At 67.6% G+C, this 23,952-nt stretch carries 19 protein-coding genes and 1 riboswitch; of the genes, 11 read left to right on the top strand and 8 right to left on the bottom strand.

All coding sequences use genetic code 11. The features are described 5' to 3' along the window. Position 1: 1 nt before the first annotated feature. Complete coding sequence (locus HDC95_RS00705) at positions 2-889, bottom strand: bifunctional methylenetetrahydrofolate dehydrogenase/methenyltetrahydrofolate cyclohydrolase (protein WP_259061274.1); 888 nt, start codon at positions 887-889, stop codon at positions 2-4. Next, on the bottom strand, positions 886-2,160 hold the full coding sequence (gene glyA, locus HDC95_RS00700; RefSeq protein WP_259061273.1) for a serine hydroxymethyltransferase: 1,275 nt from the start codon (positions 2,158-2,160) through the stop codon (positions 886-888). The genes HDC95_RS00705 and glyA overlap by 4 nt, the downstream gene beginning before the upstream one ends. A gap of 44 nt (positions 2,161-2,204) precedes the next feature. Continuing rightward, positions 2,205-2,288, bottom strand: a riboswitch (ZMP/ZTP riboswitch). Positions 2,289-2,363: 75 nt separating this feature from the next. Between glyA and HDC95_RS00695 the strand changes: the two genes are divergently transcribed. The 6 genes from HDC95_RS00695 to HDC95_RS00670 all read left to right on the top strand — a co-directional run bounded on the left by HDC95_RS00695 (position 2,364) and on the right by HDC95_RS00670 (position 9,600). Next, the gene (locus HDC95_RS00695) at positions 2,364-3,863 is read left to right on the top strand and encodes a beta-N-acetylhexosaminidase (RefSeq protein ID WP_259061272.1); all 1,500 of its coding nucleotides are present in this window, start codon (positions 2,364-2,366) and stop codon (positions 3,861-3,863) included. Beyond that, positions 3,860-5,008, top strand: a complete 1,149-nt coding sequence (locus HDC95_RS00690; RefSeq protein WP_259061271.1) for an N-acetylglucosamine-6-phosphate deacetylase — start codon at positions 3,860-3,862, stop codon at positions 5,006-5,008. The genes HDC95_RS00695 and HDC95_RS00690 overlap by 4 nt, the downstream gene beginning before the upstream one ends. Before the next feature lie 365 nt (positions 5,009-5,373). Further along, positions 5,374-7,464, top strand: coding sequence for a sigma-70 family RNA polymerase sigma factor (locus HDC95_RS00685; protein ID WP_259061270.1), 2,091 nt, complete (start codon positions 5,374-5,376; stop codon positions 7,462-7,464). 9 nt (positions 7,465-7,473) lie between these two features. After that, positions 7,474-7,845, top strand: a complete 372-nt coding sequence (locus HDC95_RS00680) for a YrdB family protein (RefSeq protein ID WP_259061269.1) — start codon at positions 7,474-7,476, stop codon at positions 7,843-7,845. Next, the gene (locus HDC95_RS00675; RefSeq protein ID WP_259061268.1) at positions 7,842-9,203 is read left to right on the top strand and encodes an FAD-binding oxidoreductase; all 1,362 of its coding nucleotides are present in this window, start codon (positions 7,842-7,844) and stop codon (positions 9,201-9,203) included. Before HDC95_RS00680 ends, HDC95_RS00675 begins: the two co-directional genes overlap by 4 nt. Beyond that, the gene (locus HDC95_RS00670) at positions 9,196-9,600 is read left to right on the top strand and encodes an NUDIX domain-containing protein (RefSeq protein WP_259061267.1); all 405 of its coding nucleotides are present in this window, start codon (positions 9,196-9,198) and stop codon (positions 9,598-9,600) included. The genes HDC95_RS00675 and HDC95_RS00670 overlap by 8 nt, the downstream gene beginning before the upstream one ends. A gap of 7 nt (positions 9,601-9,607) precedes the next feature. On the opposite strand, the gene nagB is transcribed toward HDC95_RS00670, so the two are convergent. From nagB to HDC95_RS00650, 4 genes are all read right to left on the bottom strand, one after another. After that, the gene (gene nagB / locus HDC95_RS00665; protein ID WP_259061266.1) at positions 9,608-10,387 is read right to left on the bottom strand and encodes a glucosamine-6-phosphate deaminase; all 780 of its coding nucleotides are present in this window, start codon (positions 10,385-10,387) and stop codon (positions 9,608-9,610) included. Further along, positions 10,380-11,345, bottom strand: a complete 966-nt coding sequence (locus tag HDC95_RS00660; protein ID WP_259061265.1) for an ROK family protein — start codon at positions 11,343-11,345, stop codon at positions 10,380-10,382. The genes nagB and HDC95_RS00660 overlap by 8 nt, the downstream gene beginning before the upstream one ends. Continuing rightward, complete coding sequence (locus tag HDC95_RS00655) at positions 11,345-12,529, bottom strand: ROK family transcriptional regulator (RefSeq protein WP_259061264.1); 1,185 nt, start codon at positions 12,527-12,529, stop codon at positions 11,345-11,347. The genes HDC95_RS00660 and HDC95_RS00655 overlap by 1 nt, the downstream gene beginning before the upstream one ends. Before the next feature lie 75 nt (positions 12,530-12,604). After that, the gene (locus HDC95_RS00650) at positions 12,605-15,961 is read right to left on the bottom strand and encodes a family 20 glycosylhydrolase (protein ID WP_259061263.1); all 3,357 of its coding nucleotides are present in this window, start codon (positions 15,959-15,961) and stop codon (positions 12,605-12,607) included. A gap of 25 nt (positions 15,962-15,986) precedes the next feature. Between HDC95_RS00650 and HDC95_RS00645 the strand changes: the two genes are divergently transcribed. From HDC95_RS00645 to HDC95_RS00635, 3 genes are all read left to right on the top strand, one after another. Next, a complete protein-coding gene (locus HDC95_RS00645) occupies positions 15,987-16,394 on the top strand; it encodes a RidA family protein (RefSeq protein WP_259061262.1) in 408 nt (135 codons plus the stop codon). Positions 16,395-16,523: 129 nt separating this feature from the next. Further along, positions 16,524-16,997 carry a hypothetical protein gene (locus HDC95_RS00640; RefSeq protein WP_259061261.1) on the top strand — a complete coding sequence of 158 codons (474 nt, stop codon included), beginning with the start codon at positions 16,524-16,526 and terminating at the stop codon, positions 16,995-16,997. A 140-nt stretch (positions 16,998-17,137) separates the two neighbouring features. After that, positions 17,138-18,586, top strand: coding sequence for a L,D-transpeptidase family protein (locus tag HDC95_RS00635; protein ID WP_259061260.1), 1,449 nt, complete (start codon positions 17,138-17,140; stop codon positions 18,584-18,586). 58 nt (positions 18,587-18,644) lie between these two features. Here HDC95_RS00635 and HDC95_RS00630 read toward each other — a convergent pair whose 3' ends face one another. Then, entirely contained in the window at positions 18,645-20,861 is a 2,217-nt protein-coding gene (locus HDC95_RS00630) for an NADP-dependent isocitrate dehydrogenase (protein WP_259061259.1), read from the bottom strand. 119 nt (positions 20,862-20,980) lie between these two features. On the opposite strand from HDC95_RS00630, the gene HDC95_RS00625 reads away from it, so the two are divergent. Both HDC95_RS00625 and HDC95_RS00620 read left to right on the top strand, forming a co-directional pair. Further along, complete coding sequence (locus tag HDC95_RS00625; protein WP_259061258.1) at positions 20,981-21,439, top strand: GNAT family N-acetyltransferase; 459 nt, start codon at positions 20,981-20,983, stop codon at positions 21,437-21,439. Between the two features lie 181 nt (positions 21,440-21,620). Continuing rightward, positions 21,621-23,057, top strand: coding sequence for a glycoside hydrolase family 1 protein (locus tag HDC95_RS00620; RefSeq protein WP_259061257.1), 1,437 nt, complete (start codon positions 21,621-21,623; stop codon positions 23,055-23,057). Between the two features lie 3 nt (positions 23,058-23,060). Here the strand turns inward: HDC95_RS00620 and HDC95_RS00615 are convergent, their stop codons facing one another. Next, positions 23,061-23,951 carry a hypothetical protein gene (locus HDC95_RS00615; RefSeq protein ID WP_259061256.1) on the bottom strand — a complete coding sequence of 297 codons (891 nt, stop codon included), beginning with the start codon at positions 23,949-23,951 and terminating at the stop codon, positions 23,061-23,063. Between the last annotated feature and the right edge of the window lies 1 nt (position 23,952).

The following is a 23,952-nucleotide window of genomic DNA, read 5'->3' as shown; positions in this document are numbered from 1 at the left end:
CTCAGCGCTCGCTCGCGAGCCGTTCGGCGGCTTCGACGACGTTCGTCATGAGCAGCGCGACGGTCATCGGACCGACGCCGCCGGGGTTCGGCGAGATGAAACCGGCGACGGATGCGACATCCGGGTGCACATCGCCGAACACCTTCGACTTGCCGCCCTCCGGGGCGTCCTCACGGGTGACTCCGACGTCCAGCACCGCGGCGCCCGGCTTGACGTCCTCCGCACGGATGAGGTGCTTGACGCCGGCCGCGGCGACGATGACGTCCGCCTCGCGGAGGTACTTCGGCATGTCGACCGTGCCGGTGTGAGTGAGAGTGACGGTGGCGTTCAGCTCGCGGCGCGTCAGCAGCAACCCGATCGAGCGGCCGATCGTGACACCGCGGCCGACGACCACGACATGCTTTCCCTTGAGGTCGTAGTCGTTGCGCAGCAGCAGCTCGATGACGCCGCGAGGCGTGCACGGCAGCGGGGTGTGGATCGGCCCGTTGACGTTCAGTACCAACCGGCCGAGGTTGGTCGGATGCAGGCCGTCGGCATCCTTGTCCGGATCGATGCGCTCGAGGATGGCGTCGGTGTCGATGTGCTTCGGCAACGGCAGCTGCACGATGTAGCCGTGGCACGTCGGGTCGGCGTTGAGCTCGTCGATCAATGCCTCGACCTGCTCCTGCGTGGCGTCGGCGGGCAGTTCACGCTGGATCGAGTTCATCCCGATCGCCTCGGACTGCCGGTGCTTCATCCCCACATACAACTGGGATGCCGGATCCGCGCCGACGAGAACCGTGGCGATGCCGGGGACGATGCCGCGTTCGCGCAGCGCTGCGACCCGTTCGGTCAACTCGCTCTTGATCGCCGCGGCCGCGGCCTTGCCATCGAGGACGACAGCGGTCACTGCTGCAGCTCCGGGTAGAGCGGGAAGGCACCGGCGAGCGCATCGACACGCGCCTTCAGCGCAGCGACGTCCGCCCCGGGCTGCAACGCCAGGGCGATGATGTCGGCTACCTCGGTGAACTCGGCGTCGCCGAATCCACGCGTCGCCAGCGCCGAGGTGCCGATGCGCAGACCCGAGGTGACCATGGGCGGACGAGGGTCGTTCGGGACGGCGTTGCGGTTCACGGTGATGTGGATGTCGTGCAGGAGATCCTCTGCCTGCTTGCCGTCGATCGCCGCATCGCGCAGGTCGACGAGCACGAGGTGCACGTCGGTGCCGCCGGAGCGCACCTTGATCTGCGCGTCCGCGACGTCCTGCTGCGTGAGCCGATCGGCGAGGATATGAGCGCCGCTGATCGTGCGCACCTGACGGTCCTTGAACTCGGGTGTCGCTGCGAGCTTGAACGCGGTCGCCTTGGCGGCGATCACGTGCATGAGCGGGCCGCCCTGCTGACCCGGGAAGACGGCGGAGTTGATCTTCTTGGCGAGGTCGGCGTCATTGGTGAGGATGAAGCCGGAGCGGGGGCCGCCGATCGTCTTGTGAACCGTCGAGGAGACGACATGCGCGTGCGGGACGGGGCTGGGGTGCACGCCTGCGGCGACGAGACCGGCGAAGTGCGCCATGTCGACCCAGAGGAGCGCGCCGACCTCATCGGCGATCTCGCGGAACTTCGCGAAGTCGAGGTGGCGCGGGTACGCCGACCATCCGGCGATGATGACCTTCGGCTTGTGCTCGATGGCCAGGCGACGCACCTCGTCCATGTCGACGAGCGAGGTCTCGGGGTTCACCCCGTAGGCGACGATGTCATACAGACGGCCGGAGAAGTTGATCTTCATGCCGTGCGTGAGGTGGCCGCCGTGGTCGAGCGACAGGCCGAGCAGCGTGTCGCCGGGGCGGGCGATCGCGTGCAGCACTGCGGCGTTGGCGGTGGCGCCGGAATGCGGCTGGACGTTCGCGAACTCGGCGCCGAAGAGGGCTTTGACCCGCTCGATGGCAAGGGACTCTGCGACATCGACCTCTTCGCAGCCGCCGTAGTAGCGGCGACCAGGGTAGCCCTCGGCGTACTTGTTCGTGAGCACCGAGCCCTGCGATTGCAACACGGAGACGGGCACGAAGTTCTCGGATGCGATCATCTCGAGGAACGTGCGCTGACGGTTCAGCTCCCGGTCGAGGACCTCTGCGATCTCTGGGTCGACCTCGGAGAGCGGGGCGTTGAAGTACGGATCGGTCATGTCGTCCTCTTTCGTTGCGGAATGAAATGTCATCGGTGATGGATGTCATCGGCCCAGGCGCGCGGTCGAATTCCGTAACGGTCGCTCCCCGGTGGTGACCCACCCAGACGCCAGTCGCGACCGTTCGAGCATAGCGGAATCCCGACGCCCCAGAGTAGCCCGCAGCCCTGGCCGCGCTGGTCGTCGCGCGGTAGGTTTTGTTCATGGTCCTACCTCTTGTTCCGCTGCCCTCGTCCATCACGGAGTCGACCGGTGCGCTGTCGCTGACGCCGGCCACCCGCATCATCGTCGAGCAGGGAGCGGATGCCGCGGCATCCGTCCTCGCCGACGGAATCGCCGAACGTACGGGACTGCACCCCGCGATCGCTGTCGATGCGGCTCGGCCGGGTGACATCGTCGTGCGCCGAACCGCGCGCCAGAGCGAGCAGTACACGTTGCGCGTCGGCGAGACGGCTCAGCTCGAGGGCGACGAGGCCGGCCTCTTCTACGCCGTCCAGACTCTGCGTCAGCTGCTCGTGACCGACGGTGAGGCGTGGGTGCTCCCCCACGCCGAGATCGACGATGCCCCGCGCTTCGCCTACCGCGGCGTCATGCTCGACGTCGCCCGCACCTTCTTCGACGTCGACACCGTCAAAGCGTTCATCGACCGCGCGTCGTCGCTCAAGTTCAATCGGCTGCACCTGCACCTCACCGACGATCAAGGCTGGCGACTGCAGATCGACAGCCGCCCGCTGCTCGCCGAGCGCAGCTCCACGACGGCAGCTCTGGGCCGCCAAGGCGGGTACTACACGAAGGACGACTTCCGCGAGATCGTGCGCTACGCCGCCGCGCACCACATGGTCGTGGTGCCGGAGATCGATCTGCCGGGGCACACGCACGCGATCGGCCTGGCCTATCCCGAGATCGTCGAGGAGCCGGTGATGAACGATGGACTCCTCGCCCAGGCGGAAGCGCTCTCCCAGCCGCTCCCGGTCGCCGGCGAGCCATATCTCGGCTGGGGCGTCGGACACTCTTCCGTGAAGATCCATGATGATGCGACGTGGGAGTTCCTGCGCGATGCGCTCACCGAGCTCGCCGAGCTCACCCCTGGTCCGTATCTCCACGTCGGGGGCGACGAATGCCTCGGCACGGCACAGGCCGACTTCGGTGCGTTCATCGAACGTGTCACCGCTCTCACCATCGAGCTCGGGAAGACTCCGATCGCGTGGCACGAGGCGGGCGCAGCCGAGGTCGCCGAAGGCACGATCGGCCAGTACTGGGGCAGCACGACCCCGTCGGGGGCGCACGCCGACCATGCGCGCCGCTTCGCCGAGCGCGGTGGCTCCGTCATCATGTCGCCTTCGAACACCGCGTACCTCGACCAGAAGTACGACGCCGATTTCCCGCTCGGACTCGATTGGGCGGCGTTGATCGACCTGCAGACGGCTTACGAGTGGGAGCCGACCGCCATCGTCGATGGTCTGCCCGCTGAGGCTATCCTCGGCGTCGAGGGTCCGCTGTGGTCGGAGACCATAGAGACGCTGAATGACATCGATCAGCTGATCTTCCCGCGCGTCGCTGCGATCGCGGAGGTCGCGTGGTCGCCTGCTGAGACGCGCGAGTGGGCGTCGTTCCGCGAGCGCGTCGGCGTTCTCGGAGCTGCCTGGGAAGCCGCAGGATGGGCTGGCCACCGTCCTGCCGAGATCGTCTGGAGCAGCCGATGACCACGACCCTGATCCACTCGGCCCGTCTCGTCACCGATGGCATCGAGACAGCGGACGCCTGGGTGAGGTTCGAAGACGGCCTGGTTACTGAGACCGGCGTCGGTGCAAACTGGGCCGATGCCGACACTGTGATCGACGCGTTTGAAGTTGCGGGCGACGGAGCGATCCTTACGCCGGGGTTCATCGACATACACGGGCACGGCGGTGCCGGGGCATCCTTCGATGACGGCATCGACGCCATCAGGACCGCGCGCGAGTTGCACCGCGCGCACGGCACGACGCGTGCCGTCATCTCGCTCGTGACCGCGCCGCTCGACGACCTCGCACGTCGAGTCGGCGAGATCGCCGATCTGATGACGACGGATGCTGACATCCTCGGCTCGCACCTGGAGGGCCCGTTCCTCGACCCCGGCCATCACGGCGCGCATGAGCCTTCACTGCTGCGTGAACCGGCAGCGGCCGATGTGCAGCGTCTGCTCGACGCCGGCCGTGGCACCGTGCGCCAGGTGACGATCGCCCCGGAGCTTCCCGGCGGACTCGAGGCGATCCGGCTGATCGTCGCTTCCGGCGCCGCCGCGGCCGTCGGTCATACGAATGCGGATGCCGCGACCGCCCTCGCCGCGTTCGATGCAGGCGCGACGGTCCTGACGCATGCGTTCAACGCGATGCCTGGCATCCATCACCGCGCCCCTGGTCCCGTGCTCGCGGCCGCCGCCGACCGCCGCGTCGTACTGGAGGCCATCGCCGACAACGTGCACCTCGACCCACACGTGATCAAGCTGATCTTCGACGCGGCTCCCGGCCGAGTAGCGCTGGTGACGGATGCCATGGCCGCCGCGGGCAGCGCGGACGGCAGCTACGACTTAGGCGCGGTCAAGGTCACCGTGACCGATGGCATCGCCCGCGCCGACGACACCGGCTCGATCGCCGGTTCGACGCTCACGCAGGACGTCGCCCTGCAGCGCGCGGTGGGCGCAGGCGTGCCTCTGGCCGAGGCGGTGCTCGCGCTGACGCAGACGCCCGCCGCGGCCATCGGCCTCGGTGCGCGGCTCGGACGGCTCACTCGCGGTCACATCGGCGACGCAGTGCTGCTGGACGCCCACCTGCGCGTCATGCACGTGCAGACCGGCGCACGGCTCGCGTGAGCGGATGAGCGCGAGGTCGCCGCTCCCCCGCGCGGCGACCCCGTCTCTGCCCGGAAGGTGAGAGCGGGTGACTCGATGCTCCTCCCCCGAGGCGCCGAGTCACCCGACCGATGCATTGCCCCTTCACCGGTGCCGAACTCCGCCCCCCGGTGGAGTTCTGATGGCTGCTCTCATTGATGAGACGGCGACGACCCCGTTTCATCACGCGGTTCCGAGAAATACTTTTGAGAGTTGGCTCCGAGTTGTCCACAGGGCTGGCCTCGCTGGGAATTTAGAGGGAGAATGGTCCGGGCGCGTGAGGATCGACCGGATCACGCGTCTCTTCATGTGAGGGGTCATCCGACTCTCACGACAGATGGAAGCCAGTGCAGAACCACGACCACACCGCAACCGGGGCGTCAGCCGATGCCGACCTGATCCTGCGCACCCGCTCGGGTGATGCAGACGCGTTCGGTGAACTCTGGCGACGCCACTACTCCTCCGGCGTATCGGTCGCCCGTTCGATCACTTCGAGCCTCGACCCCGATGATCTGGTGCAAGAGGCCTACACCCGCATCTATCAGGCGATCATCAAGGGCGGTGGCCCGAACGGGTCCTTCCGCGCATACCTCTTCACCAGCATCCGCAACACGGCTGCGGCCTGGGGCCGCTCCCGTCGCGAGACCGCGATGGACGAACTCGAGACCATCGCAGATCCGGACAGCACAGAGCAGGCAGCCGACGAGGCCCTCGATCGCAGCCTGACCGCACAGGCGTTCCGCGGCCTCCCCAGTCGGTGGCAGGAAGTGCTCTGGTACACCGAGATCGAGCAGATGAAACCGGCGGAGGTCGCTCCGCTGCTCGACATGAAGGCCGGCGCAGTCTCGCAGCTCGCCTTCCGCGCACGCGAGGGTCTGCGTGAGGCCTGGATCCAAGCACACCTGAAGAGCGCCGAGCCCGGCTCTGAATGCCAGTGGACGATCGAGCATCTCGGCGCCTACTCACGCGGCAACCTCAGCGCCCGGGACCAGAGGCGTCTCGATCAGCACATCGAGGACTGCGCGCGTTGCATGATCCTCGTCGCCGAGGCGAAGGGCGTTTCGGACCGCCTCGCTCTCGTTCTGCTTCCGCTCGTTCTCGGCGTCGCCGGCGCCGCCGGATACACCGCCGCGCTGCAGACGGGCGGCGCTCCGGTCGTTGCTGTGGCGGCGATGCCGTCGAGCGTCATCGAGGGCGGAGTCGTCGTCTCAGGCGCTGGCGCGAGTGGCGCGGTCGGCGATCTCGCAGGCAAGGCCGGCGGGGGGTCCACGACCGGAACTGTGACAGGCATCGGTGCTCTCGTGGGCGTGGGTTCAGCGGCGCTGGTCGTCGCCAGCGTGGTGGCCGCGACGACGATCGTTCCAGGGCTGCTGGAGGCGAGCCCCGTGACTTCATTGCCGAGCGCGAGCGAGGTCGGCGATTCCTCGATCTCCTCCGAGCTCACGCCCGGCTCCGAGATGAACGAAGAGAAGTTCATCCTCGAGATCCAGGAGAAGAATCCGAGGACGCCTGACGACGTCGATGATGCACCCCAGGTCAAGGTACCCGTGGTCGACAACACCCCCGCGACCGAGGTCGCGCCTCCGGTGGTGGCGGAGACGCCGACCACTCCCGGCGCCGGCAGCGGTGCGGATGGCGACCCGGAGACGACTGAACCTGTCGATCCGACGGAGCCCACGGACCCGACGGAGCCCACGGACCCGACGGATCCCACGGACCCGACAGAGCCCACGGACCCGACCGACCCCACAGATCCGATGGAACCCACAGATCCGCCAGCCCCCGAACTCCCCGACGGCACGCCCACGGTCGGAGCGACGTCGGTCCGGGTCGATCCGGCTACATGGATAACGCACTACACGGTGCCACTAACGGGTATTGCCGACGCCACTGTCCGTGCAACTTACGTCGGTTCAAGCAGCGCGGTCGAGACAATTCTCGTGGCGGACGACGTCACGGTCCTCGCAGCGGAAGACCGGCCGGGCCATGGCAGCATCAAGCTTCGGCCGACCCTCGATCAGCTCTGTGATGATGCGACGGTCGAGTTCGCGTACGTCCTCGGCGACAAGATCGGTGAGTCCATCTCGATGACGTTGAGCGAACTCGGTGAGTTCCCCTACCCAGGGCTCCTTCAGATCGCGTGTGCGTTCAAGGTCGATTTTGCGGCGGCTGCGGATATGGCTCCGGCGCCGCCCGACCCTTCAGATCCATCAGCTGTCATCGAATCGCCCCGCGAACCAGTCGCAACCTCCACGGAAGCCGAGCTCGCCGACGAAGCTGTGGCTCCCGTCCCTTCCGCACCCGCTGAAGAGCTAGGCCCGGCGGAAACGGACCCCAACGAAGCTCCTGCTGCCGAACCCGTCATCCCGGCTGCGGGGCCGCACAACGACGCCGGCCCCGCCGCGACCCCGACCGAGGACACCACGCCCGCCGAATAGACTGGGTGCATGCCCGAAGCCCCCGACGCAGTCCCCGGTGTCAACCGTCCGAACATCACTCCGCTCGACATCATCCGGGCCGTCATCCTCGTCGCGGCGATCGCTTCGCTCGCGCTCTGGGGCTTCGCCACGTGGCCGTTCCCCTGGAACATCGTGATCGGCATCGGTGCTCCGCTGCTGCTCCTGCTGGTGTGGGCGCTCTTCCTCTCCCCGCGGCCGGTGCTGAGTCTGCATCCGTTCGTGCGCGCCGCCGTCGAGCTGTTGATCTACGCGGGCGTGACGCTCGCGTGGTGGTCGATGGATCAGGCCTGGGTCGGACTCGGCTTCGCGGTCGTCGCCGTGACTTCCGGGCTCTTCGCCGGCAGGCGAGACTTGCGATGACTGTCGCCGCGGCCCTGCGGAGCACGCTCGGTGACATCGTCGATGTCACCGAGGACTCCCTGGAAGCCGCGAGAGCAGATAGCTCCGGACATTCCTCCCCTGGTCGCCCGCTCGCCGTCGTGCACGCAGAGACGATCGAGCACGTTCAGCAGACGATGCGGATCGCGGCTGAGGGGCGCACTCCGGTCGTCGTACGCGGCGCCGGCACGGGGCTCGCCGGAGGCGCCAACGCCGGCCCCGGCGAGATCGTCCTGTCGACGATGCGGATGAACCGTGTGCTCGAGGTGCGGCCGGATGACCTGTTCGCCGTCGTCGAGCCGGGCATCCTGAACGCCGAGCTGAACGCCCTGCTGGCAGAGCGCGGCATGTGGTGGCCTCCGGATCCCGCGAGCCGCGACATCTCCACCGTCGGCGGCAACATCGCGACCGGCGCCGGCGGACTGCTGTGCGCCAAGTACGGGGTCGTGCGCGATGCCGTGCTCGGGGTCGATGTCGTGCTGGCTGATGGACGGCTGCTCCATCTCGGCCACCGCAGCGTGAAAGGCGTCACGGGACTCGACCTGACCTCGCTCATGATCGGCTCTGAGGGCACGCTCGGTGTGGTCGTCGGTGCGACGCTGAAGCTTCGGCGCCTCGTCGTCGGCGAGATCTGCACTCTCACCGCGCTGTTCCCGACCGTGCGCGCGGCGGCCGCCGGATCGGCAGCCGTCACGGCATCCGGCGCCCAGCCCGCGATCATGGAGCTGATGGATGCGAAGGCTCTCGCCGCCGTCCACGCCCTCCTGGCCCTGCCTCTGCCATCGGCGGGCACCTCGCAGCTGACGATCCAGACCGACGGACCTGCGGCGCAGCCGGAGGCCGATCGCATCGCGGCGACCCTGCGTGAGTGCGGCGGCCAGGTGACGCTGACGTACGACAGCCACGAAGGTGAGCGCCTGCTGGCCATCAGGCGCTCGATGCACGGTGCGATGGCCGCTCTCGGCACCACGCTCATCGAGGACGTCTCCGTACCCCGCAGCGCGCTGCCGGCGATGTACGACGAGATCACCCGCATAGAGCACACCTACGCTCTCGATATCCCCACGGTCGCGCATGCGGGCGACGGCAACCTGCATCCGAACTTCATCTTCGAGGGCGATGTCGTGCCGGAACAGGTCTGGGCTGCCGCCGACGATCTGTTCCGATCGGCGATCCGGCTCGGGGGCACACTCACCGGCGAACACGGCATCGGCATGCTCAAGAGCCGCTGGCTCGCCGAGGAGCTCGGCGACGCCCAGTGGCAGCTGCAGCGTCAGATCAAGGCCGTGTTCGACCCGCTCGGCATCCTCAACCCCGGAAAGGTCTTCGTCAGTGCCTGACATCCACGTGAGCGCAGCGATCATCCATGACGCGGACGGCCGGGTCCTCGTCGTACGCAAGCACGGCACGACGAAGTTCATGCAGCCCGGCGGCAAACCGGAAGCCGGAGAGAGCGCCGCGCAGACCCTGGCCCGTGAGCTCGACGAGGAGCTGGGCCTCAAGGTCGACGAGGCCGGGCTGCGCCCGCTCGGCCGGTTCATCTCCGCCGCCGCGAACGAACCGGGTCACCGTGTGATCGCCGATGCGTTCGCCCTCACGATCGAGGCCGACGCCGTCGCCGTGCAGGCGGAGCTCGCCGAACTGCGCTGGATCACGCCGGCCGACGTGAACACGATGCCGCTGGCACCGCTCAGCCTGGAGCATCTGCTGCCCCTGGCATGGTCGGAGGCGCGTTAGGTCCGGCTCAGAGCCCCTGCCACGCCGGCTTGTTGTCGAACGTGTAGCGGTAGTAGTCGGCGAGCGTGAGCTTAGAGGCAGCGGCCTCATCCACGACGACGGTGGTGTGCGGGTGCAGCTGGATCGCCGACCCGGGGATCATCGCGGTGACCGGTCCTTCCACGGCCGCGGCGATCGCCTCAGCCTTGCCCTCACCGAAGGCGAGCAGCACGAGGTGGCGCGCCTGCAGGATCGTGCCGAGGCCCTGGGTCATGCAGTGCATCGGCACCTCGTCGATCGAGTCGAAGAAGCGGGCGTTGTCCTCGCGGGTCTGCGCCGTGAGCGTCTTCACGCGGGTGCGCGATGCGAATGACGAGCCGGGCTCGTTGAAGCCGATGTGCCCGTCGGTGCCGATTCCGAGGATCTGCAGGTCGACGCCGCCCGCCGCTTCGATCGCAGCCTCGTAGTCGTCGCCCGAATGCTCGATGCCGGATACGGCGCCGTTCGGCACGTGGATCTGGTCAGGATTCAGACCGAGCGGCTCGACGACCTCGCGGGTGATGACCGAGCGGTAGCTCTCCGGATGCTTCGGGTCGATGCCCACGTACTCGTCCAGCGCGAAGCCTCTCACCCGAGACACATCAGTGCCGGCGAGCCGTCCGTGCAGCGCCTCGTAGACGGGCAGCGGCGTGGATCCGGTCGCGAGCCCCAGTACGGCATCGGGACGGGCCACGATGAGTCGCACGATCTCGTCGGCGACCAGTGCACCCGCGGCTGCGGCGTTCTCGACGATGATGACTTCAGCCATGGATGACGATCTCCTCTTGAGGTGTGTGCGCGCCGACCAGCGCGGCTCCGAGAGCAGCCGCAGGGGAACCGGGCGGGAGCAGTTCGATTCTCTCATCCAGGTGCAGCGACAGCAGAAACGGTGAACCAGCCGCGTCCGCGATGAGAGCATTGCGGATGCCGTCGCCGAGGCGATCGCCGAGAGAGGTGAGGCCGCCGCCGATGACGACCGTCTCGACATCGGCCGTGAGCACCAGTACGCGCACCGCGGCCGCAGCACCGCGGGCGAGGTCGGCGCGCAGCAGCACGGCATCGGGTTCGCCGCGATCCGCGGCATCGAGGATGTCTCGCACCGGCAGAGCGCCGGGACGTCCCCATGCGCGGGCGAGAGCGCCGCCGCCGCAGAGCGTCTCGATGCAGCCGCGCTGGCCGCAGGTGCACAGTCGTCCGTTCGGGTCGACGGAGATGTGTCCGACCTCGCCGGCGGTGCCGCGCGATCCGCGCGAGATGGCGCCGTCGATCACGATTCCGGCTGCGACTCCGGTGCCGAGATTCAGGTACGCCATCGACACGGCCTCACCGCGCAGAGCCGCGGCGCCGAGCGCCGCCGCCTTCACGTCGTTCTCGACGACGACAGGCACGTCCAGTCGCTCAGAGGCCCTGGCCGCGAGATCGAGCGATTCGACGCCGAGGTTCACGGCGTGCAGCACGCGGCCGTTCGCAGTGTCGACGAGGCCGGGGATGCCGACGCCGACGCTCAACACCTCGCTGGCAGCCATCCCGATCTCCGATCGCAGCGCCTCCACGCTCTCCACGACGCCGTCGACCACCGCCTCGTCACCGTGCCCGGTGGGGCGACGCGAGCGCGCGATGATCTCTCCGCCGTCCGACACCGCGACCACATCGGTCTTCGTACCGCCGATGTCCAGGCCGAAGCGAACGGACCGGCCGACGCGACCGGTCTGCACTGCCGATGCCACTATGAGACTCCCAGCTGCCCGGAGAGGACCATGACCGCGGCGCCGCGCAGCACGATGTCCTCCTGACCGGTGAGTCTGATCACGACGTCGTCGAAGACGCCCTCGAGGGTGCGCTCGCGCAGGGTGGCGGTGGCGGCATCGATGAGCGTGCCGTCGAGCAGATCCGCAGGGCCGGACAGCACGACCTCAGAGAGGTCGAGTGCCGTCACGATCGGCGCGATCGCGATGGCCATGCGCGTGCCGGCGTCGCGCAGGATCTCCTCGCGCGCGGCGGGCTGTGCGTCGACGGCATCCCGAAGGCGCGTGACGCTCAGCCAGGCTTCCAGACAGCCGTCCCTGCCGCAGACGCAGCGCGGGCCGCCGTCCGTGCCGACGACGACGTGACCGATCTCGCCGGCGGCGAAGCGGCTGCCCAGGAGCGGCTGGCTTCCGGCGATGAGTCCGGCGCCGACGCCGACGCCGATCTTGATGAGCATGAAGTCGGCCCTGGCATCGCCGAAGGTGTACTCCGCGAGCACCGCAGCGTTCGCATCGTTGCGGGCGAGCACGGGCAGGTCGAGGTCGTGTCCGAGCTGCGCCTCGAGTCGGAAGTCCGTCCAGCCGAGGTTCGGAGAACTCAGCACGAGACCGTCCGGGCGCACCACTCCCGGGGTGCCGACACCCACTCCGAGCAGGGGCGCTGTCGCGGCGGCGACCAGGATGCGGCTGAGTTCGAGCAGAGCGGCGTATGCGGCCCCGCCGTCCGGCAGTTCAGGACGGGCGACCTCGCGTCGCTCGAGCACGTCCCCGTCGAGGCTCAGCACTGCCCCACGGAACGCCTCGGCATCCGAGAGATCCAGGCCGATGATCTGGTGACCGAGACGATTGATGTCGATGAGGATGGGCGGTTTGCCCGGGCCGGCCGTTTCGCGCACGCCGAGTTCGACGACGATGCCGTCGGCGACGAACTCCGCGACGAGGTCGGAGATCGTCACCCTGGTGAGCCCGGTCTCGCGTGACAGGTCGGCGCGGCTCATGGCGCCGGAGTGGTAGAGCGTCTGCAGCACGAGGGCGCGGTTGTGTCCGCGAGCGTGCTCCGGCAGCACTTTGGTGCGCGATCGCAGATGACGAGAGGGTCCGAAAGCATGCGAACTGGCGCCGGCGTAGTCAGTCGGTGACTGTGGACTCAGATCCGATTCGGACATATTTGTTAGTAGACCTTACGAACAAAAATTTCGCAACCTGTGACCCACCGGAGCGGTGGGAGGGTTACCGAAACGTTATTTTGAATTCTCGCCGTGTTCCGACGATTCCAGAGGTTCCGCTCGCAGCCCTTCGACGAGATCGGCGACGATCTGCTCGCGCGCGGCGACCGACATCGGCTTGCCAGGGATGCCAGGTCGCCGCTGTTCGAGCGTCGGCCCATCGAGAGGACGATATCGCACACCGGCCGTGGCCAGACGCCGCAGCTGCACGACGAGGCGGCGCAGGAACCCGTCGGTGTCTTCGGGCTCGCCCCCCGCCCAGAGCCGCTCGGCGATCGCACTGAGCCGGGGGAACATGGCGAAATCGACGCGATCGCGGGTCGGCAGATGCTCGGTCCAGACGTTGGTCTGGCCGCCGACGACGCCTACGGGAAGCCTCAGGGTGTACGCGCGCTCGAGCGTCAGGGGCGGCCCCACCGGCACCGGCTCGTCGACGGACTCGGATTGCCGATAATCGAGGTAGGTCTCAAGGTCGGGACAGCCGACGACGGGTATGCCGCGGCGAATGGCCTCTTCGAGCGCGACGGGCCCGCGCCACGCGAGAATCCGCACGCCGTCCGGAACCTCCCCTTCGAGCACCTCATCCCAGGCCAGCGCCGTGCGCCCGCGCGCACGAACGTGATCGACGAAATGCGCAGTGAACCACGGCTGCACGTCGCGAGGCGACGCGAGTCCGAGCTCTTGCATCCGCTCTGCGGCGGCGGCGCTCTCAGCCCACTCCGTGACCGGCACCTCGTCGCCGCCGATCCCGATCCACGGCGAGTCGAAAATGTCGCACAGCGCATCGATCGATGCGCGCCCGAACGCCAGCGATTCCTCGGTCGGTGCGAGCGTGCGGGGGTTGACGCCGAAGCGCTCCCACGGCCCGGTGACCGGCCCGTCCGTTCCGGGGAGGTCGGTGTTTCCGAGCTCGGGATATGCGGCGAGCGCGGCCTGCACATGCCCTGGCAGCTCGACCTCGGGCACGATCGTGATGAAGCGCGCGGCAGCGTACTCGACCAGCTCTCGCAGCTCGGCGGTCGAGTAGTACCCCTCGTGCACGCCCGGTTCGACTGTGGCGAGCGGTCCGTGACCGCGCTGTGTCGCCGCTCGGCGGGAGCCCACCTCGGTCAGCCTCGGGAACCCTGGCACCTCGAATCGCCAGCCCTGATCGTCGGTGAGGTGCAGGTGCAGGATGTTCAGCTGATGCAGCGCCAGCAGGTCGATCAGGCGGCGGATGTCATCAGCGGGCCGGAAATGCCGTGCGACGTCGAGCATCGCACCGCGCCAGCCGTAAGCAGGCGAGCCGTGCCAGCCACCGGCGGGGATGCGAGCGATGTCGTCCTCTGGCGCGTGCAACTGGCGCAGGGCCGTGGTGCCGCGGAAGACACCTTCCGCGGTCGCGCCGCTCACTTCGATGCCCTCGGATGCGACGGTGATGCGGAACGCCTCCGCGCCGATGCGGCCGTCGGCGTTCGCGCTCTCCCCCACTGCCGGGTCCACGGTCAGAGTGATCGCGGGTGCATCAGTCGGGCCGACGAGGGAATCGGTGGCGCGAGAACGCCCGTCTCCCCTCAGCAGCTCGGCGACGGGCGCGAGCTCGGGCGATGCGTGCACCGGTGTGTCCTGCGTCCAGACGAACGGTGCCGCCGCCGGATCGATCCTGGAACCGATCAGAGGCACCGTCGCACGGTGCGGTGTTGGCGGCATCCTGAGTGCGCGTCCTGGTGTGTCGCCGGTGATGCGGCCGCCTTCGACGACCGGAATGCCGTCGATCAGCACCTCGACGACCCCGACCGGATCGGTTCGCGGCTCATCGAATGTCGCCCCTGCAGCGATCCTCTCCGGATCGAACAGCACGAGGTCGGCGGTGGCACCCTCGCTGATCACCCCGCGAGGGGCGTCACCGCGCTGCAGTCCGAGACGAGCTGCCGGCGTGCCGGAGAGGTGGCGGACGGCCTCCTCCAACGTCAGCACGCCGGCCTCGCGCACGTAGTGACCGAGGTAGCGGGCGAACGCGCCGAACCCGCGTGGATGCGGCTTCGCGCCGATCAGGATGCCGTCGCTGCCGCCGGTGTGACGCTCGTGCTGCATGATCGCCCGCACGTTGTCCTCGTCGCCGATGTGCATCAGGATGCCGGTGGCCCCGGCATCCTGCACGATCGTGTCGAGCACGACGTCCACCGCGCGCTTTCCGTCCTCCTCGGCGATCTGCGCGATCGTCCTGCCGACGAGCGGGGAGAGTGCGGAATTCGCGGTGCCGACGATCTCGATGCTCGACCAGTCGGCTCGCTCGCCGTGAAATCCGTCGCAGCCGATCTCCTCGAGTTCGACGCGCACCCGCTCGCGGCCGTCGGCATCCAGCTGTCTGATTGCGGCGATGAGGTCGCCCCCCTCCGCGAGCCGGCTCGGCAGCAGTGCTGTCAGCGTGGTCGCACCTGGCAGATACGGGTAGGTGTCGAGTGTGACGTCGACGCCGTCGGCGATCGCCTCGTCGATCAGCGCGAGCAGTTCGTCGGCGCGACCCTTGTTAGGGGCGAAGTTCATGGTCGCGTGCGTGAGATGGATGGGACATCCCGTGCGACGCCCGATGTCGAGCGCCTCACGATACGCATCCAGCGCGGTGGCGCCATAGCTGCGGGTGTGCGGCGCCCAGTAGCCACCGCGCTCGGCGACGACGTGGCAGAGCGCCTCGAGCTCAGCGGTGGAGGCGTACATGCCCGGCGTGTAGGTGAGCCCGCTGGACATGCCGAATGCGCCGGCGTCGAGCGCCGCGCCGAGCAGCTCGGTCATCTGCCGCAGTTCGGTGCGAGTCGCCGGGCGGTTCTCATGACCGACCGCGATCATGCGCAGATTGCCCTGCGGCACGAGCACAGCGACGTTCGCGACCGTCGCGGCGTCGATCTCGATGAGCAGATCGTCCATCGTGCGCCAGGGCGCGGCTGCGGGCAGCCCGTTCCAGCCGGCGATCTGCGCGGGGATGACGGATGCCGTGGTGTCGTCGAGCGGTGCGTAGCCGAGGCCGTCCTGGCCGATCACTTCGGTCGTGACGCCCTGCAGGATCTTGGCGCGATGCTCCGTACCCTCCAGCACGGCAAGGTCGCTGTGCGCGTGCATGTCGATGAATCCGGGGGTCAGCACCAATCCACGCGCGTCGATCTCGACGGCTTCGAGGTCGACGGGTCCGCTTTCGATCTCGATCTTCCGTGCATCCTCCTGGCCCACGATGGCGACGATCCGCGACCCCTCGATCGCCACATCGGCGACGTGACGTGACGCGCCGGTGCCGTCTATCACCGTCGCTGCTCGGTAGACGCGTACGCGCCCTGCTGCGGCCTGCTCCGCACTGAGGAGCACGCGCCCAGGCAACGGGTCCGAGATTTGTTGAGGCATCTAACAAGGCTACTAGGCTGGTCGGATGAGCACGAAGACGCGAATCACGACCACTTCCGCCCCCGCACCGGCGCACACCTTCTCACAGGGAGTCCGCAAGGGCGGATTCGTCCAGGTCTCGGGACAGGGGCCCGTCGACCCTACGACCAACGAGTACCTCTTCCCTGGTGATGTCGCAGCACAGACCACCCGCACCCTCGAGAACGTCAAGGCCATCGTCGAGGCATCCGGGGCGACGTTCGATGACGTCGTGATGCTGCGCGTGTACCTCACGAAGCGCGAGGATTTCGCGACCATGAACGACGCCTACGGCGAGTTCGTCGGCGCGCACACGCCCAGTGGTGTGCTGCCCTCGCGCACCACCGTGTTCACCGGACTGCCTCGGGAGGAGATGCTCGTCGAGATCGACGGCATCGCCATCGTCTCCGAGTGATCGGCGCGCGACCAGCGCGGCCCCATGGGTCCTTCTCCCCGTCGTCACACGAGCACGAGTTGTGTTTGACTGGTCGCACGACCGGAGAATCGCACCGCATTTCGCGGTGCGATGATTGAGGGGAAACCTATGAACCACCGTATCGCCGCATGGACCATCGCCGCTGTCGCCGTGCTCGGCCTGACCGCCTGCTCGGGCTCACCCGCCGCTGAGGACGACACGTCCAACGAGGGCGGCGATTCCGCCCCCGTCGAGGAGACGAACACCGACCAGTCCGTCGAAGAGGCGTGTGGCATCGTCCTCCCGAAGCTGCAGGAGGCCAGCGAAGCGGCCGGCGAGATCGACACGACCGGCGCCACCGACCCGCAGACCACCGTCGACCAGTTCAGCACCGTCGTCGACGCATTCGGTGAAGCCGCGGACAGCGTCTCCAACACCGAGGTGAAGGAAGCGACGACCGCCGTGCACGAGGACTTCGTCGCGCTCGGCGACGTGCTCTCCAAGGTGCTCATCGACGAGGACCTCGATGCCGCATCCGACATCGGCACGATCACCAGCGACGTCACGGCATCCGCCACGGCGCTGCAGGAACTCTGCAGCTGATCTCTGCGTAGCGAAAGCCCCGCAACCCCGATCGGTTGCGGGGCTTTCGCCGTTCTTCCACGACAACCGTTGCCTTGCCGTTATCTGTCGCCCGGTATGATAAGGGAACATGTCACGCTGAATCACGGGGGGGTGAGTAAGTGACCGGTCTTATCGAAGCACCTGACGCGAACACCGCGCAGACCGCTGTCGTCCCGCCTCTCGAGGGCGGAAGATCTCTGGAATGGGCACCGCGCGAGCCCGCTCCGAAGAAGCGCAGGGTCGGCCTCTGGGTCGGCGTCACAATGGGGGTTCTCGTACTCGGCGCCGCAGCCGCGTCGACGATCCTCATCGCGCCCGGCACCGCGATCGCCGGTGTCCCTGTGGGTGGACTCACGCCAGGCGCCGCAGCAGACGTCGTCACCGCACACCTCACCAACACCGAGATCACACTGACCGGCGCGGGTGACGATCAGGTCGTGACCGGTGCCGACCTCGGCGCGTCGATCGACGCACGTGCGCTCGCAGACGAGGCGTTCGCCTCACACCCGATGTGGAACGTCGGCTCCTGGATGCCGGAGCCCATCGCCGGCGTCATCACCCTCGACACGGATCTCGCACATGACACGTTGCGCGAGATGATCCCCGCCAGTTACGTGGACGCTGTCGACGCCGGAGTCGCCTTCGACACCGCCAGCGCGACGTATGTCACGACTCCTGCCGTCCCCGGCACCGGAGTCGACCTGGATGGGCTCACGAGCGCCATGACTTCCGCTCTCGCCGACGGCCGAGATTCTCTGACCTACACGGGAGACCCGGCCGAGGCCCCCGCACCAGTGAGCGACGACGAAGCCGCAGGAGTCGCGGAACAGCTCAACACGATGCTCTCCTCGATCGGTTTCTACGTCGGCGAAGAGCGCACTGTGCCGATCGCCCCCGCAGTCGCCGCGACGTGGCTCAAGATCGTCGATCAGGACGGCGAACTGAGCGTCATCGCCGACGAGGCCGCCATCCAGACCACCGTGGATGCGTTGCCCGCTGCCGTCGACCGCGCCCCGGTCAACGCCGAGTCGATCACGAACGCCGGCGGAGATGTTCTCCGAGAGCTGACCGCCGGTGTCACCGGCCGCACGCTCGGCGACACCGGCACTCTTGCATCCGACTTCGCCGAGAAGCTGGAGGCCGGCAACGCCGTCCAACCACTCGAGGTCACCGAGGTCCCCTTCACGACCACGACTCTCGCGCGCGAGATCGACATCAATCTGTCGACGCAGACCGTCTCGGCGATCGAGAACGGCGTCGTCGTCGATTCGTGGAGTGTCTCCTCCGGAGCGGGCGAGTTCCCCACGCACACCGGCTCATTCCAGATCGGCTGGAAGACCAGCAGCCAGAACATGGGCAACAGAGACCTCACGCAGCCGCCCAACTACTTCCAGCCGGACGTGCCGTGGGTCATGTACTTCAACGGCGACGAGGCCATTCACGGTGTCTACTGGCACAGCAACTGGGGCACTCCGATGAGCCACGGCTGCGTGGGCATGCCCGTGTCTGCCGCGCAGTGGCTCTACAACTGGTCACCCGAAGGCGTCAACGTCTACGTCCACTACTGAGACTCAACCGACGAGAAAGGCCGGATGCTCACAGCATCCGGCCTTTCTCATGTCAATGTCAGATCGCGTCGATGATCTCGTTCAGTGTGGCTGACGGGCGCATCACCTTCGCGACCTTGTCGACATCGGGGCGGTAGTAGCCCCCGATGTCGACAGCCGCACCCTGTGCGCCGTTGAGCTCGGAGACGATCTCCTGCTCCTTGGCAGCGAGGTCTGCGGCGATCGGCGCGAATGCCGCAGCGAGCTCGGCATCCTTCGTCTGCGCGACGAGCTCCTGCGCCCAGTACAGGCCGAGGTAGAAGTGGCTGCCACGGTTGTCGATCGTGCCGAGCTTGCGTCCGGGTGAGCGGTCCTCTTCCAGGAACGTCCCGGTCGCAGCATCCAGCGTCTCGGCCAGCACGCGGGCCTTCTCGTTGCTGTTACGGTCGGCGAAGTGCTCGAGCGAAGCCGCCAGCGCGAAGAACTCACCCAGCGAGTCCCACCGCAGGTAGTTCTCCTCGACGAGCTGCTGCACATGCTTCGGGGCGGATCCGCCCGCACCGGTCTCGAAGAGTCCGCCACCGGCGAGCAGCGGGACGATCGAGAGCATCTTGGCGCTCGTGCCCACCTCGAGGATCGGGAACAGATCGGTCAGGTAGTCGCGCAGCACGTTGCCGGTCACCGAGATGGTGTCGAGGCCGTGGCGCATGCGGGCGAGCGTGTAGCGGGTCGCCTCCTCGGGGGCGAGGATCGAGATCTGCGCCCCTGTGGTGTCCAGCGTCGCCAGAGCTTGGTGCACCTTCGCGATCAGCTGTGCATCGTGCGCGCGGTTCAGGTCGAGCCAGAACACTGCCGGCGATCCGCTCGCCTGTGCCCGCGTGACGGCGAGCTTGACCCAGTCCATGACGGGGATGTGCTTGGTCTGCGTTGCACGCCAGATGTCGCCGGCTTCGACCTGGTGCTCGATGACGACAGTTCCCTCGCCATCGACGACCTCGACGCGACCGGCCGAGGCGATCTCGAAGGTCTTGTCGTGGCTGCCGTACTCCTCGGCTGCCTGTGCCATGAGGCCGACGTTCGGCACGGTGCCGATCGTGGCCGGGTTGAGCGGACCGTTAGCGATGACGTCATCGATCACGGCCTGGTAGACGCTCGCGTAGGACGAGTCGGGAATGACGGCCAGAGTGTTGTCCTCACCGCCGTCAACACCCCAGAGCTTGCCGCCGTTGCGGACGAGCGCGGGCATCGAGGCATCCACGATGACGTCCGACGGCACGTGCAGGTTGGTGATGCCCTTGTCGGAGTTGACGTATGACAGGCGCGGGCCGCTCTCCAGCGCACGAGCGAACTCGTCGGCGACATCCTGGCCCCCGTCGATGCCGGCGAGCCCGGAGAGGATCGAACCGAGTCCGTCATTGGCGCTGAGGCCTGCTTCGGCCAGCTTGTCGCCGAAGCGAGCGAACACATCTGCGAAGAACGTCTTCACGACATGGCCGAAGATGATCGGGTCGGAGACTTTCATCATCGTGGCCTTGAGATGCACCGAGTACAGCACGTCGTCGGCCTTGGCCGCGTCGAACGTCTCCGCGAGGAAGGCGTCGAGGGCGGATGCCGACATGAACGTGGCATCGATGATCTCGCGCGGCAGCACCTTGAGGTTGTCCTTGAGCACGGTGACCGTGCCGTCCTCGGCGGTGTGACGGATGGTGAGCACGTCGTCGTGAGCCGCGACCCACGACTTCTCGTTGTGCTTGAAGTCGGCGGCGGTCATCGTGGCGACGCGGGTCTTCGACCCCTCGGCGAACGGCTTGTTGGTGTGCGGGTGCTTCTTCGCGTAGTTCTTCACGGCGAGAGGGGCGCGACGGTCGCTGTTGCCCTCACGCAGCACCGGGTTCACGGCGGAGCCCTTGATGCGGTCGTAGCGGGCGCGGATGTCCTTCTCCTCGAGCGAGGAGGGCTCATCCGGGAAGCTCGGGATGTCATATCCCTGCGCCCGCAGCTCGGCGATGGCCGCCTTCAGCTGCGGAATGGATGCCGAGATGTTCGGCAGCTTGATGATGTTGGCCTCGGGGAGGGTCGCGAGACCTCCCAGCTCGGCAAGCGCGTCGGACACTTCCTGATCAGCGCTGAGCCTCTGCGGGAAGGCGGCGAGGATACGCCCTCCCAGCGAGATGTCTCGGGTCTCGATCTCGACCCCGGCCTTGCCTGCGTAGGCCTGAACGATCGGGAGGAGCGATGCGGTGGCCAGAGCCGGTGCCTCGTCCGTGTAGGTGTAGATGATGGCGTCGTCGGTCACCGGGAGATTCTCCGTTCACGAGTCAAATCTGTCTCGATACCAAGATACCTGAGTGGCCAGGGCCACGTTCGCAGTCATCTTTCCGCGCGCGTGACGTCCGGAGCGGTTACCCTGGGCGTATGACGGAACTGCGCGTGGTCGAACTCTCTGCAGCGACGATCGTCGCCGTGAACAACCTGTCGCTCAAGCCAGGGCAGGAGCAGTACCTCGCTCCGGTCTCGTACGGGATCGCGGCGACCGTGATCAACCCGCAGACCTCGTGGCAGCGTGTGATCCTCGATCGCAATGAGGTCGTCGGATTCGTCAGTGCCAGCTTCGACCCTCAAGCGGAGGACGAGCACTTCCGCTCGGTGCTCTGGCGCATCAACGTCGACGCCGACGATCAGGGTCGCGGCGTCGGACGCTTCGCCGTCGAGAGTCTTCTCGACGAGGCCCGCCGGCGCGGGATGGATCACGTCAATGTGATCTACGAGGCCGGCGACAACGGTCCTGAGGCGTTCTTCCAGCGCGTGGGTTTCACTCCGGTCGGCGAGACCGAGTACTCCGAGGTCGTCGCGGAGATCCGTCTCGCACCTTGAGACCGGCGGCGGGGTCTCGGATCCCCTCCCCCACCGAGGCCACGTCGTCTTGGGTGCCTCTCGATTCGTTGACCGAGCCCGCAAAAAGGTTGCGCTCATAGGTGTCGTTGTCTAGCATCGCTGAAGTAGCGTCATCGAAACGCTTCGATCATGTCACCGCAGACCTCGAGGAGATCACCGAATGACACCCACCACGGGTTCCGCAGACTACCGCGACTCCGGTCTGATCTTCCCACCGTCATTCACGTTCGGCTCGGCGACCGCTTCGTACCAGATCGAGGGTGCCGCAGCGGAGGACGGCCGCGCGCCATCCATCTGGGACACGTTCGCGAAGACGCCCGGAAAGGTCTGGAACGGCGACACGGGCGACGTCGCATGCGACCACTATCACCGCGTCGACGAAGACCTCGATCTGATGAAGCAGCTCGGGCTCGAGGCGTACCGCTTCTCGATCGCGTGGCCACGGATCCAGCCCACCGCCGACGGCCGGATCAACCAGGCCGGCATCGACTTCTACTCCCGCCTCGTCGACGGGCTGCTCGAGCGGGGCATCCGCCCGGTGGCGACCCTGTATCACTGGGATCTGCCGCAGTATCTGGAAGACGAAGGCGGCTGGACCTCCCGCGCCACGACCGATGCGTTCGAGCGCTACGCGGAGATCATGGGGGCGACGCTGGGCGACCGGGTGCACACCTGGACGACCCTGAACGAGCCGTGGTGCTCGGCATATCTCGGATACGGTCAGGGCGGGCACGCGCCCGGCCGCACGGAGCCCGCGTCGGCGCTGTCGGCGGTGCACCACCTGAACCTCGCTCACGGCCGCGCCGTGCAGGCGCTGCGTGCGACATCGACCGGAGATCCGGACTACTCCGTCACGCTGAACTTCCATGTGCTGCGCGGGCAGGGCGACGGCTCAGCAGAGGCGATGCGCCGCATCGACGCCCTCGCGAACCGTGCGTTCACGCATCCGATGCTGCGCGGTGAGTACCCGGCTGACCTGCTGGCCGATACGGCCGAGTTGACCGACTGGTCGTTCGTACAGGACGGCGACCTGAAGACCATCACCCAGCCGATCGATGTGCTCGGCGTGAACTACTACTCGACCGCGACCGTTCGGCTCTGGGACGGAGTCTCGGAGAAGCAGCAGAACGACGGGCACAAGGGCACATCGGCCGGCACCGCATGGCCGGGCAGCGACCAGGCCGTCGAGTTCGTGCAGCAGCCGGGCCCTTACACGGCCATGGGCTGGAACATCGCGCCGGAGGGGCTCGAGGAGCTCCTCGTCTCGCTGTCGGAGCAGTTCCCCGAGCAGCCGCTGATGGTGACGGAGAACGGTGCCGCGTTCGAGGACGAGGTCGCCGAAGACGGCTCAGTGCCCGACCCTGAGCGCACCGACTACCTGCGTCGCCATTTCACTGCCGCACATCGAGCGATCGAGCGCGGCGTCGATCTGCGCGGCTATTTCGTCTGGTCACTGCTGGACAACTTCGAGTGGGGATACGGCTACGCCAAACGGTTCGGGATCGTCCGTGTCGACTTCGACTCTCTGGAGCGCACGGTCAAAGAGTCGGGGCATTGGTACGAAGAGCTGGTGCGCACCCGCGCGATCCCGGCATAACCGTCAGGAATCGCGCCGCGGCACCGGCCAGATCCTCGACGGCTTGGGCTTCGGCTCTTCTGTCGCAGGAGCGTCGGGCTCGGCATCCGCATTCGGCCGGCTACGCGCATTCCAGGCGGCGAATGCGGACGCCGCGGCACCGGCCGCTTTGTCGAGCACATCGGCCGACCGTGTGAAGACCTGCTGGGCGGTGTCCTGCCAGATCGGTGCCGCGTTCGGGTCTCTGCCCGCAGCGCGCGCCTTGGCAGCATGCTCGGCGACGTCGAATGCGCGCTCGAGCTGCGCCACGGCATCCCGATACGCCGCGAACTCCGCTGTCGTGGTGCGCGCTCCCGCCGCCGGCCGCAGATCCTGGGCATTGCGCGCTGCACTGAGGAACGCCGACGTCGCAGGATCCTTGGCATCGCTCATGCTCGGATAGGCGATGAGCTTCGCCGGGTCGGTCTCGTAGTCCATCCAGCGCGCGGTGATCGCATCGTGCGCGCGATACAGACGCGCCACGGGATACCGCTCTGGTTTGGATGCCAGCGGGATCTCCGCGCGCGCCACGTTCAGGTGCACGCGGCGTGCCCGCACATCGGCAGTCGCGGCCCTGGCATCCTGTTCAGCGGTCTTGAGTACGCGTCTGGCGCTCGCGACATCTGAGGCAGAGGCGCGTGAGGCGGTGCGCTCGGCCACCAGGCGCGCATACTCCGCGCGAGCGAGCTTGACCGCGCGCCGGGACTCCGCTGCCCTGTACTGCGCCTCTTTCAGGTCTTCTCTGGCGGCGTCGAACGCCAGACGTCGCCCGCTGGCGCTTCCGCGCCGATGCATCCCCGCCGCAGTCACGGCACCCGCTCCGACCACGGTGGGCGCGATCCACCACCACTCGGCTGCCAGCATGAGGGGATCCACT

The sequence above is a fragment of the Microbacterium sp. AK031 genome, assembly GCF_024807145.1.
GTDB lineage: Bacteria > Actinomycetota > Actinomycetes > Actinomycetales > Microbacteriaceae > Microbacterium.
This window is presented reverse-complemented; position numbering and strand designations above follow the sequence as displayed.

What these genes read in the sequence shown, in the direction of transcription:
- HDC95_RS00620 (WP_259061257.1), top strand. Translation starts at nt 21,621, where the DNA reads ATGACACCCACCACGGGTTCCGCAGACTACCGCGACTCCGGTCTGATC.
- HDC95_RS00650 (WP_259061263.1), bottom strand. Translation starts at nt 15,961, where the DNA reads ATGCCTCAACAAATCTCGGACCCGTTGCCTGGGCGCGTGCTCCTCAGT.
- HDC95_RS00690 (WP_259061271.1), top strand. Translation starts at nt 3,860, where the DNA reads ATGACCACGACCCTGATCCACTCGGCCCGTCTCGTCACCGATGGCATC.
- HDC95_RS00645 (WP_259061262.1), top strand. Translation starts at nt 15,987, where the DNA reads ATGAGCACGAAGACGCGAATCACGACCACTTCCGCCCCCGCACCGGCG.
- HDC95_RS00695 (WP_259061272.1), top strand. Translation starts at nt 2,364, where the DNA reads ATGGTCCTACCTCTTGTTCCGCTGCCCTCGTCCATCACGGAGTCGACC.
- glyA (WP_259061273.1), bottom strand. Translation starts at nt 2,160, where the DNA reads ATGACCGATCCGTACTTCAACGCCCCGCTCTCCGAGGTCGACCCAGAG.
- nagB (WP_259061266.1), bottom strand. Translation starts at nt 10,387, where the DNA reads ATGGCTGAAGTCATCATCGTCGAGAACGCCGCAGCCGCGGGTGCACTG.
- HDC95_RS00675 (WP_259061268.1), top strand. Translation starts at nt 7,842, where the DNA reads ATGACTGTCGCCGCGGCCCTGCGGAGCACGCTCGGTGACATCGTCGAT.
- HDC95_RS00640 (WP_259061261.1), top strand. Translation starts at nt 16,524, where the DNA reads ATGAACCACCGTATCGCCGCATGGACCATCGCCGCTGTCGCCGTGCTC.
- HDC95_RS00655 (WP_259061264.1), bottom strand. Translation starts at nt 12,529, where the DNA reads ATGTCCGAATCGGATCTGAGTCCACAGTCACCGACTGACTACGCCGGC.
- HDC95_RS00625 (WP_259061258.1), top strand. Translation starts at nt 20,981, where the DNA reads ATGACGGAACTGCGCGTGGTCGAACTCTCTGCAGCGACGATCGTCGCC.
- HDC95_RS00680 (WP_259061269.1), top strand. Translation starts at nt 7,474, where the DNA reads ATGCCCGAAGCCCCCGACGCAGTCCCCGGTGTCAACCGTCCGAACATC.